Origin of the sequence: Enterobacter sp. HSTU-ASh6 (assembly GCF_026319105.1) — a bacterium.
In the GTDB taxonomy this organism is placed as follows: Bacteria; Pseudomonadota; Gammaproteobacteria; order Enterobacterales; family Enterobacteriaceae; genus Enterobacter; species Enterobacter sichuanensis.
Genome location: NZ_WSPD01000011.1, coordinates 60888 through 72381, shown reverse-complemented (window position 1 = coordinate 72381; position 11494 = coordinate 60888). Strand labels below are relative to the sequence as shown.

The 11494-nt window shown below is 56.1% G+C and carries 9 protein-coding genes; all 9 read left to right on the top strand.

The annotated features are described in order from the left end of the window. Nucleotide 1 precedes the first annotated feature (1 nt). The 9 genes from pbpC (at nt 2) to der (ending at nt 11485) form a co-directional block, all read left to right on the top strand. Entirely contained in the window at nt 2-2326 is a 2325-nt protein-coding gene (gene pbpC, locus GM298_RS14885) for a peptidoglycan glycosyltransferase PbpC (RefSeq protein WP_266154392.1), read from the top strand. A gap of 156 nt (nt 2327-2482) precedes the next feature. After that, nucleotides 2483-2914 (top strand): nucleoside-diphosphate kinase, encoded by a 432-nt coding sequence (ndk, locus tag GM298_RS14880; RefSeq protein ID WP_003860625.1) that lies wholly within the window; start codon nt 2483-2485, stop codon nt 2912-2914. 169 nt (nt 2915-3083) lie between these two features. Next, on the top strand, nt 3084-4250 hold the full coding sequence (locus GM298_RS14875) for a bifunctional tRNA (adenosine(37)-C2)-methyltransferase TrmG/ribosomal RNA large subunit methyltransferase RlmN (protein ID WP_025757686.1): 1167 nt from the start codon (nt 3084-3086) through the stop codon (nt 4248-4250). A gap of 292 nt (nt 4251-4542) precedes the next feature. Beyond that, nucleotides 4543-5574: a cytoskeleton protein RodZ gene (gene rodZ / locus GM298_RS14870; RefSeq protein WP_025757687.1), complete on the top strand. Its 1032-nt coding sequence runs from the start codon at nt 4543-4545 to the stop codon at nt 5572-5574. A 26-nt stretch (nt 5575-5600) separates the two neighbouring features. Next, on the top strand, nt 5601-6719 hold the full coding sequence (gene ispG, locus GM298_RS14865; protein WP_025757688.1) for a flavodoxin-dependent (E)-4-hydroxy-3-methylbut-2-enyl-diphosphate synthase: 1119 nt from the start codon (nt 5601-5603) through the stop codon (nt 6717-6719). Between the two features lie 80 nt (nt 6720-6799). After that, entirely contained in the window at nt 6800-8074 is a 1275-nt protein-coding gene (gene hisS, locus GM298_RS14860) for a histidine--tRNA ligase (protein WP_262784218.1), read from the top strand. Nucleotides 8075-8087: 13 nt separating this feature from the next. Beyond that, complete coding sequence (locus tag GM298_RS14855; RefSeq protein WP_262784219.1) at nt 8088-8708, top strand: YfgM family protein; 621 nt, start codon at nt 8088-8090, stop codon at nt 8706-8708. 10 nt (nt 8709-8718) lie between these two features. Further along, nucleotides 8719-9897, top strand: a complete 1179-nt coding sequence (gene bamB / locus GM298_RS14850; protein WP_025757693.1) for an outer membrane protein assembly factor BamB — start codon at nt 8719-8721, stop codon at nt 9895-9897. Nucleotides 9898-10009: 112 nt separating this feature from the next. Then, nucleotides 10010-11485, top strand: a complete 1476-nt coding sequence (gene der, locus GM298_RS14845) for a ribosome biogenesis GTPase Der (RefSeq protein WP_008502134.1) — start codon at nt 10010-10012, stop codon at nt 11483-11485. Nucleotides 11486-11494: the final 9 nt, after the last annotated feature.

Here is an 11494-nt window from a genome sequence, read left to right as displayed (position 1 = left end):
TATGCTGATGGCTCGTCTGATACGCTCCCGCTGGCTGTGGCTGGTGGGAGCGCTTCTCATTTTATGGGGGCTGATTCTGGCCGCTGACCGCCTGTGGCCGTTGCCTCTGAAAGAGGTTAACCCCGCCCGGGTCGTGGTGGATGAGAAGGGCACCCCACTCTGGCGTTTTGCCGATAGCGACGGCATCTGGCGCTATCCGGTGACGATCGAAGAGGTCTCTCCCCGTTATCTTGAGGCGCTGATCCAGTATGAAGATCGCTGGTTCTGGGATCATCCAGGCGTCAACCCGCTCTCTGTTCTGCGCGCCGCCTGGCAGGATTTAACTTCCGGAAAGGTTGTCTCTGGCGGCAGTACGCTCACCATGCAGGTGGCACGGTTGCTGGATCCGCATCCGCGGACTCTGGGGGGCAAAATTCGTCAGCTCTGGCGGGCGTTGCAGCTGGAGTGGCATCTTTCCAAGCGCGATATTCTCACGCTCTATCTTAACCGTGCGCCGTTTGGCGGCACGCTGCAGGGCGTGGGGGCGGCAAGCTGGACTTATCTGGGAAAACCCCCGTCACAGCTCAGCTACTCCGACGCGGCGCTGCTCGCGGTGCTACCTCAGGCACCAAGCCGTTTACGCCCGGACCGCTGGCCTGAACGGGCTGAAGCGGCGCGCAATAAGGTGCTCGACCGCATGGCGACGCAGGGCGTCTGGTCCGCAAAGCAGGTCCAGGAATCCCGTGAAGAGTCGATATGGCTGGCGCCCCGGCAGATGCCGCAGCTGGCACCGCTCTTTGCACGCATGATGCTCAGTAAAAGCCACGACACGAAAATTGTTACCACGCTGGATGCCGGTTTGCAGCGGCAGCTGGAAGAGCTGGCGATGAACTGGAAATCCCGCCTGCCGGCCCGCAGCTCGCTGGCGATGATCGTCGTGGATCATACCGATATGAAAGTGCGCGGCTGGGTCGGGTCGGTGGATATTAACGATGACACGCGGTTTAGCCACGTGGATATGGTGAATGCGATCCGATCTCCGGGATCGGTGTTAAAACCGTTTATCTACGGCATGGCGCTGGATGAGGGATTGATCCATCCCGCCTCGTTGCTACAAGACGTACCAAGAAAAACCGGCGATTATCGCCCGGGGAATTTTGACAGCGGATTCCACGGGCCGGTCAGCATGAGCGAAGCGCTGGTGCGCTCCCTCAACCTGCCCGCTGTGCAGGTGCTGGAAGCCTACGGGCCAAAACGGTTTACCGGCATGCTCAGTAACGCAGGCTTGCCGCTGATCCTTCCCGCGGGGGCGCAGCCGAATCTGTCCCTGATCCTCGGCGGGGCAGGCGCGCGGCTTGCCGATATCGCCGCGGCCTACAGCGCCTTTGCCCGCCACGGTAAGGCGGGAAGGCTGCGGCTACAGCCTGGCGATCCGCTCATTGAGCGTCCGCTGCTGTCTCCGGGCTCGGCGTGGATTATTCGCCGTATTCTGGCCAACGAGGCGCAGCCGCTACCGGATAACGCGCTGCCGCAGGTTGCGCCGCTGGCCTGGAAAACGGGCACCAGCTACGGCTACCGCGATGCCTGGGCCATCGGTCTGAATGCCCGCTACGTGATAGGCATCTGGACCGGAAGACCGGACGGTACGCCCGTGGCGGGACAGTTTGGTTTTGCCAGCGCCGTGCCGCTGTTAAACCAGGTGAATAACCTGCTTCAGTCACGTTCAACGATCGACGAAGCCCGCCTCCCGCGCGATCCGCGTCCGGCAAGCGTCGGGCGGGGCGTGATTTGCTGGCCTGGCGGTCAGTCGTTGCCGGAAGGCAGTGAAAACTGTCGACGTCGTCTCTCGACCTGGCTGCTGGAGGGGAGTGAGCCGCCCACGCTGCTGTTGCCGGAGCAGGAAGGCATTCGCGGGATTCGTTTCCCGGTCTGGCTGGATAAAACGGGCAAACGTGTGGCGGCAGATTGCCCGGATGCAACAGAGAAAGACCTTGACGTCTGGCCGCTGCCGCTGGAGCCCTGGCTGCCTGCAAACGAGCGTCGTGCGGCACGCGTCCCACCCTCATCACCAGACTGTCCGCCGCTCTCGCAGGACGCGCCTGCGCCACTCATTCTGACCGGCATACGTGAAGGCGCCGTGATTAAACGCCTGCCGGGAGAATCCCGCGTTTCGCTGCCGCTTCAGGTGACCGGCATTAGCGGCGAGCGCTGGTGGTTTTTGAACGGTGAACCGCTGAATGTGAAAGGGAAAGTTTACACATTACAACTTGATAACGCGGGCGATTATCAGTTACTCGTTATGGATGAGACCGGGCAGGTTGTGACAGTGAATTTCGCGTTACAGTGACAAAAAAACAGCTTTCAGCGGTGAGCTGTTGCTGAAACTCGTCTTATTTTAAAAAAATGTTACCTGAATCCATAGGCAATGGCGGCATTGCTCATTATAATCCGCGCCACACCATACTCAGGTATGCAAAACAACAGAACATTGACAGAGGTTATCATGGCTATTGAACGTACTTTTTCCATCATCAAACCAAACGCGGTGGCAAAAAACGTTATTGGCAGCATCTTCGCTCGCTTTGAATCAGCAGGGTTCAAAATTGTTGGCACCAAAATGCTGCACCTGACCGTTGAACAGGCTCGTGGTTTCTACGCTGAGCACGAAGGTCGCCCATTCTTTGACGGCCTGGTTGAGTTCATGACCTCTGGCCCAATCGTGGTTTCCGTACTGGAAGGCGAAAATGCAGTACAGCGTCACCGCGACCTGCTGGGTGCCACCAACCCGGACAACGCGCTGGCAGGTACCCTGCGCGCTGACTACGCTGACAGCTTCACCGAGAACGGTACTCACGGTTCTGACTCCGTTGAATCTGCTGCGCGCGAAATCGCTTTCTTCTTCGCTGAAGGCGAAGTGTGTCCACGTACCCGTTAATTTAACGGTTTCGTTTACACATTATTTTCGTAAATGCCACGTCCAGACGTGGCATCCCTGCGTCAGAGTTTGTACAATGCAACGCCCCGGACGAGCAGACCGCTTTCCGGGGCGTTTCTATTCAACCCTCCATGGGCCATAACGTGTAACAACGAGGCCGGTAAATATTATGTCTGAATTAGTGAATACCTCCGAAGTCGCCATTCCTGCGGTTCCCAATAAAAATGGAAAAATCAACCTGCTGGATCTGAACCGTCAGCAGATGCGCGAGTTCTTCAAAGAGATGGGCGAAAAGCCGTTTCGTGCCGATCAGGTCATGAAGTGGATGTACCATTACTGCAGCGACAATTTTGATGACATGACTGACATCAACAAGGCTCTGCGTAATAAGCTCAAAGAAGTGGCTGAAATTCGCGCGCCGGAAGTGGTGGAAGAGCAGCGCTCCGCCGATGGCACCATCAAATGGGCGATTGCGGTTGGCGATCAGCGCGTTGAAACCGTCTACATCCCGGAAGAAGACCGTGCCACACTGTGCGTCTCCTCTCAGGTGGGCTGTGCGCTGGAGTGCAAATTCTGCTCAACTGCGCAGCAAGGCTTTAACCGTAACCTGCGCGTATCAGAAATTATCGGCCAGGTCTGGCGTGCCGCGAAAATCGTCGGTGCGGCAAAAGTGACCGGTACGCGTCCCATCACCAACGTGGTAATGATGGGGATGGGTGAGCCGCTGCTGAACCTGACTAACGTGGTGCCGGCAATGGAAATCATGCTGGATGACTTCGGTTTTGGTCTGTCCAAGCGCCGCGTGACGCTCTCTACCTCAGGCGTTGTGCCTGCGCTGGACAAGCTCGGCGACATGATTGACGTTGCGCTGGCGATCTCCCTGCACGCGCCAAACGATGAAATTCGTGACGAAATTGTGCCGATCAACAAAAAGTACAATATCGAAACCTTCCTCGCTGCCGTGCGTCGCTATCTGGAAAAATCCAACGCCAATCAGGGCCGCGTGACCATCGAGTACGTGATGCTTGACCACGTCAACGACGGTACCGAGCATGCGCACCAGCTGGCGGAGCTGCTGAAAGATACGCCATGCAAAATCAACCTGATCCCCTGGAACCCGTTCCCGGGCGCGCCGTATGGCCGTAGCTCGAACAGCCGTATCGATCGCTTCTCCAAGGTGCTGATGGAGTATGGTTTCACCACCATCGTGCGTAAAACCCGTGGTGATGACATTGATGCCGCATGCGGACAGCTGGCAGGTGATGTGATTGACCGTACCAAACGTACCCTGCGTAAACGCATGCAGGGTGAGGCCATCGCGGTTAAAGCTGTTTGATTAATATGCACTCACGGCGCATTATTTGCGCCGTGAAGCATAATCTTACTGAATAATCAGTCAGATTCGTGATGACTGAATAATAATTACGGTGCGTTTCATCCGACTTTCGGGCAGTATGTAACGACGTAACAACAGTTTAGCCGTTCGGGCAGTCTGTACTGTCATCTCCCGGCTGACAGTCTTATACTGTCTGTTCAAGGTTAACTGACCAGAAGTTTCGCGGTGCGGGTGGCATTGTGACTCACCGGCACCTGAACCCTTATTTTTCACGTACCAGTAGTTGTAGCGAATGAATACTGAAGCCACTCACGACCAACATGAAGCACTCTCCACTGGCGTTCGTCTTCGCAACGCCCGTGAACAACTCGGACTCAGCCAGCAAGCCGTTGCGGAACGCTTGTGCCTGAAGGTTTCCACGGTTCGCGATATTGAAGAAGATAAGGCGCCTGCCGATCTGGCTTCAACCTTCCTGCGCGGTTATATCCGCTCTTACGCAAAACTGGTGCACATCCCCGAAAACGAATTACTGCCCATGATGGAGAAGCAGGCACCGGTCCGTGCAGCAAAAGTTGCGCCGATGCAGACCTTCTCCCTGGGGAAACGTCGTAAAAAACGTGATGGCTGGCTGATGAGCTTTACCTGGCTGGTGCTCTTTGTGGTGGTCGGTCTGACCGGTGCCTGGTGGTGGCAAAACCATAAGGCACAGCAGGAAGAGATTACCACGATGGCCGATCAATCCTCGGCCGAACTCAACCAGGCCGGAACGGATAACGCCCAGAACGTGCCGCTGAATACCAACGGCGCGGCCTCCTCCAGCGAGCCACAGACGGCCGCGACAGAGACCCCGGCAACAGACGCGCCGGCGACCGGTACAGCACCGGCTCCGGGTGCAACGGCTAGCACCGCTGCGCCTCAGGCTCAGGATCAAAACACGGTGGTCTCTCCTTCCCAGGCGAATGTGGATACTGCGGCAAACGCGCCAGCGGCCACGCAGCCTGCAGACAATACCGCAGCGTCTCTGCCAACCAACCCGGCAGGTACTGCAACTCCTGAAGCCGATCCCAACGCACTGGTGATGAACTTCAACGCCGACTGCTGGCTGGAAGTGACTGACGCGACAGGTAAAAAGTTGTTCAGCGGCCTGCAGCGTAAAGATGGCACGTTAAACCTAACCGGCCAGGCGCCTTATAAACTTAAAATCGGCGCTCCGGCAGCGGTACAGATCCAGTATCAAGGAAAACCTGTCGACCTGAGCCGCTTTATCAGAACTAACCAGGTTGCACGTCTTACCGTTAATGCCGAACAATCAGCAGCACAGTAACAGACGGGCAACGCGGGAGATTTTTCATGCATAACCAGGCTCCGATTCAACGTAGAAAATCGAAACGGATTTACGTTGGGAATGTGCCAGTCGGCGATGGGGCACCTATCGCCGTTCAGTCGATGACCAATACGCGCACCACCGATGTGGAAGCCACGGTCAATCAAATCAAAGCATTAGAGCGAGTAGGCGCGGACATCGTTCGCGTCTCCGTCCCGACCATGGATGCCGCCGAAGCATTCAAGCTGATCAAACAGCAGGTCAGCGTTCCTCTGGTCGCGGATATCCACTTCGACTACCGTATCGCACTGAAAGTGGCCGAATACGGCGTCGACTGCCTGCGCATTAACCCGGGCAACATCGGTAACGAAGAGCGTATCCGCATGGTTGTGGACTGCGCCCGTGACAAAAATATTCCTATCCGTATCGGCGTCAACGCCGGTTCCCTGGAAAAAGATCTGCAGGAAAAATACGGTGAGCCTACGCCGCAGGCGTTGCTTGAATCCGCAATGCGTCACGTTGATCATCTGGATCGTCTTAACTTTGATCAGTTCAAAGTCAGCGTGAAAGCGTCCGATGTTTTCCTTGCGGTGGAATCTTACCGTCTGCTGGCAAAACAGATCGATCAGCCTCTGCACCTCGGGATCACCGAAGCGGGTGGCCTGCGTAGCGGTTCTGTAAAATCCGCGATCGGTCTGGGGCTGCTGCTCTCCGAAGGGATCGGCGATACCCTGCGCGTGTCGCTGGCGGCCGATCCGGTTGAAGAGATCAAAGTCGGTTTCGATATCCTGAAATCACTGCGTATCCGTTCGCGCGGCATCAACTTCATTGCCTGCCCAACCTGCTCACGTCAGGAGTTTGATGTGATCGGTACGGTGAATGCCCTGGAGCAACGTCTGGAAGATATTATTACCCCGATGGACGTCTCGATTATCGGCTGCGTGGTGAACGGTCCGGGTGAAGCACTGGTGTCAACCCTGGGCGTTACCGGCGGTAACAAGAAAAGTGGTCTCTATGAAGATGGCGTTCGTAAAGATCGTCTGGATAATAGTGACATGATCGACCAGCTTGAAGCCCGTATCCGTGCCAAAGCCGCCATGATGGACGAGACACAGCGTATCAGCGTTCAGCAGGTTGAAAAATAACGTGATGGGAAGCCGCGAGCTTCCCATGTATGATTGAACCCATTCTTTGGGTTTTTTTTGTATATAGAAAGAGAATAAACGTGGCAAAAAACATTCAAGCCATCCGCGGCATGAACGATTATCTGCCTGGCGAAACCGCCATCTGGCAGCGCATTGAAGGCACGCTGAAGCAGGTGCTCGGCAGCTACGGTTACAGCGAAATCCGTTTGCCGATTGTAGAGCAGACCCCGTTATTCAAACGCGCGATCGGTGAAGTGACCGACGTGGTTGAAAAAGAGATGTATACCTTTGAGGACCGCAACGGCGACAGTCTGACCCTGCGTCCGGAAGGTACGGCGGGCTGCGTACGCGCCGGCATCGAACATGGTCTTCTGTACAATCAGGAGCAGCGCCTGTGGTATATCGGCCCGATGTTCCGCCACGAACGTCCTCAGAAAGGTCGTTATCGCCAGTTCAACCAGCTGGGTGTGGAAGTCTTTGGTCTGCAGGGGCCAGACATCGACGCCGAGTTGATTATGCTGACCGCCCGCTGGTGGCGTGCGCTGGGCATCTCTGAGCACGTTTCTCTTGAACTGAACTCTATCGGTTCGCTGGAAGCGCGCGCTAACTACCGTGACGCGCTGGTGGCGTTCCTGGAGCAGCATAAAGATAAGCTGGACGAAGACTGCAAACGTCGTATGTACAGCAACCCGCTGCGCGTACTGGATTCAAAAAATGCAGATGTCCAGGCGCTGCTGAACGATGCGCCTGCGCTGGGTGACTACCTGGACGATGAATCTCGCGAACACTTCGCAGGTCTGTGCAAGCTGCTTGAAGCGGCAGGCATTGCCTACACCGTGAACCAGCGTCTGGTGCGCGGTCTGGACTACTATAACCGCACCGTGTTTGAGTGGGTTACCACCAGCCTCGGCTCGCAGGGCACCGTGTGTGCAGGCGGTCGTTATGACGGTCTGGTAGAGCAGCTTGGCGGTCGCGCCGCGCCTGCGGTTGGCTTCGCGATGGGCCTTGAGCGACTTGTTTTGCTGGTTCAGGCAGTTAATCCGGAATTTAAAGCAGATTCCGTTGTCGATATATACCTGGTAGCCTCAGGCGCGGAAACGCAGTCTGCGGCGATGCTGCTTGCCGAACGCGTGCGCGATGCGCTGCCGACGGTGAAGCTGATGACCAACCATGGCGGCGGCAACTTCAAAAAACAGTTTGCTCGTGCCGATAAGTGGGGCGCAAGTATTGCACTGGTGCTGGGTGAGTCAGAAGTGGCTAACGGCGAAGTGGTGGTGAAAGACCTGCGCTCTGGTGAGCAGACAACGGTAACGCAGGACGGCGTTGCGGCGCACTTGCGCACTCTATTGGGCTAAGGAGAAGGACTGCGTGGAAATTTACGAGAACGAACACGATCAGGTCGACGCGATCAAACGCTTCTTTGCTGAAAACGGCAAAGCACTGGTGGTTGGCGTTATTTTAGGTGTGGGTGCCTTGATTGGCTGGCGCTACTGGAACAATCATCAGGCGGATTCCGCGCGCGGCGCGTCTCTGACCTATGAAAATACCGTGAGTGCCATTCGTGCCGATCAGCCGCAAACGCTGGCGGCGGCAGAAAAATTTGCCGCTGACAACAAAAACACCTACGGTGCACTGGCTGCGCTGAAAGTGGCTCAGCAGTACGTTGATAAAAACGAACTGGATAAAGCCGCTGCTCAGCTGACTCAGGGCCTTGCTGCGGCCAGCGATGAAAACCTGAAAGCGGTGATCAACCTGCGCCTGGCACGTATTCAGGTTCAGCAGAAAAAAGCTGACGATGCGCTGAAAACGCTCGATACCATCAAAGGCGAAGGTTTTGCTGCCATCGTTGCCGATCTGCGCGGTGAAGCACTGCTGAGCAAAGGTGACAAAGCGGGCGCGCGTAAAGCGTGGCAAGCTGGCGTGGATAGCAAAGCATCACCTGCGCTGAGCGAAATGATGCAGATGAAAATAAATAATTTGTCCGTCTGAGAGGGACCCGATGCAATTGCGTAAATTACTTCTGCCAGGACTGCTTTCTGTTACGTTATTGAGTGGTTGTTCACTGTTCAGTGGCGAAGAAGACGTTGTGAAAATGTCCCCACTGCCGACGGTTGAAAACCAGTTTACTCCCTCCACCGCATGGAGCACCTCCGTGGGCGATGGGATTGGTGACTTCTATTCCAACCTGCATCCGGCTTTTGCCGACAGCGTAATCTATGCGGCTGACCGCAAAGGTACCGTGAAAGCGGTGAACGCCGATGATGGAAAAGAAGTGTGGTCTGTTAACCTGGCGGAAAAAGACGGCTGGTTCTCCCGTAAACCTGCACTGCTGTCTGGCGGCCTGACCGTTGCCGGTGGCCACGTTTACGTGGGCAGCGAAAAAGCACAGGTTTATGCCCTGAACAGCAGTGACGGCTCCATCGCCTGGCAAACGACCGTGGCGGGTGAGTCTCTGTCTCGTCCGGTAGTGAGCGACGGTCTGGTGCTGATTCATACCAGCAACGGCCAGCTGCAGGCGCTGAACGAAGCGGACGGTCTGGTGAAATGGACCGTAAACCTGGATATGCCTGCGCTCTCCCTGCGCGGTGAATCCGCACCGGCTACCGCATTTGGTGCTGCCATTGTGGGCGGTGACAACGGTCGTGTGAGCGCCGTGCTGATGCAGCAGGGCCAGATGATCTGGCAGCAGCGTATCTCCCAGGCCACTGGCTCAACGGAAATTGACCGTCTGAGCGACGTAGACACCACGCCCGTTATCGTTAACGGTGTGGTGTACGCTCTGGCCTATAACGGCAACCTGACCGCGCTGGATCTGCGCAGCGGCCAGATCATGTGGAAACGTGAGCTGGGTTCGGTGAATGATTTCATCGTTGACGGTAACCGCATCTATATGGTTGACCAGAACGATCGCCTGCTGGCGCTGAGCACCGAAGGCGGCGTGACGCTGTGGACGCAAAGCGATCTGCTGCACCGTCTGCTGACTGCGCCGGCACTGTACAACGGTAGCCTGGTGGTCGGTGACAGCGAAGGGTATATGCACTGGATCGATCCGGATAATGGCCGCTTTGTTGCGCAGCAAAAAGTCGACAGCTCAGGTTTCCTGACCGACCCGGTTGTGGCTGACGGCAAACTGCTGATTCAGGCAAAAGACGGCACGCTGTACGCGATCACGCGTTAATTACCCGGCGGTTGTAGTATACTAAACGGCTCCTGTTCACTCAGGAGCCGTTTTGACATTTTTAAAAACGCTGCGAAAGCGACGTTATTTTGAATTTTATGAGGCTTCAAACATGGTACCTGTGGTCGCGCTTGTCGGGCGCCCTAACGTTGGAAAATCCACTCTTTTTAACCGTTTAACACGCACCCGTGATGCGCTGGTTGCGGATTTCCCGGGGCTGACGCGTGACCGTAAGTACGGTCGTGCAGAAGTAGAAGGACGCGAGTTCATCTGTATTGATACCGGTGGTATTGACGGTACGGAAGATGGCGTGGAAACCCGCATGGCGGAACAGTCGCTGCTGGCGATTGAAGAAGCCGACGTGGTGTTGTTCATGGTGGACGCGCGCGCTGGCCTGATGCCGGCGGACTCCGCTATCGCCAAACACCTGCGTTCGCGTGAAAAACCGACCTTCCTGGTGGCAAACAAAACTGACGGTATCGATGCCGATCAGGCTATCGCTGACTTCTGGTCACTGGGTCTGGGTGAGATCTACCCGATTGCCGCATCGCATGGCCGCGGCGTAACCAGTCTGCTGGAAACCGTTCTGCTGCCGTGGGTTGACGAAGTTAACCCGCCGGAAGAGGTGGACGAAGACGCGGAATACTGGGCGCAGTTTGAAGACGGCGAAGCGGGCGAAGAAGAAGAGCCTGAAGACGACTTCAACCCGCAGGATCTGCCGATCAAGCTGGCCATCGTCGGTCGTCCAAACGTAGGTAAGTCTACACTTACTAACCGTATTCTGGGTGAAGAGCGCGTGGTCGTTTACGACATGCCGGGCACCACCCGTGACAGTATTTACATCCCGATGCAGCGCGATGAGCGTGAATATGTTCTCATCGACACCGCCGGGGTGCGTAAGCGCGGGAAAATCACCGATGTGGTGGAAAAATTCTCCGTTATCAAAACCCTGCAGGCCATTGAAGATGCCAACGTGGTGCTGCTGGTCATTGATGCGCGCGAAGGTATCTCCGATCAGGACCTTTCTCTGCTCGGCTTTATCCTCAATAGTGGGCGCTCACTGGTTATCGTGGTCAACAAATGGGATGGCCTGAGCAATGAAGTGCGTGAGCAGGTGAAAGAGACCCTCGACTTCCGTCTGGGCTTTATCGACTTTGCCCGCGTACACTTCATCTCTGCGCTGCACGGCAGCGGTGTGGGTAATCTGTTCGAGTCCGTGCGTGAAGCCTACGATAGCTCCACCCGTCGCCAGAGTACCGCCATGCTGACCCGTATCATGAATATGGCTGCTGAAGACCATCAGCCGCCGCTGGTGCGCGGCCGTCGCGTGAAGCTGAAATATGCTCACGCCGGTGGTTATAACCCGCCAATCGTGGTGATTCACGGCAACCAGGTGAAAGACCTGCCGGATTCCTACAAGCGCTATCTGATGAACTACTTCCGTAAATCGCTGGACGTGATGGGCACGCCTATCCGTATCCAGTTCAAGGAAGGGGAAAACCCGTTCGCCAACAAGCGCAACACTCTGACGCCAAACCAGATGCGTAAGCGTAAGCGTTTGATTAAGCACATTAAGAAAAGCAAATAAACTTTGCTG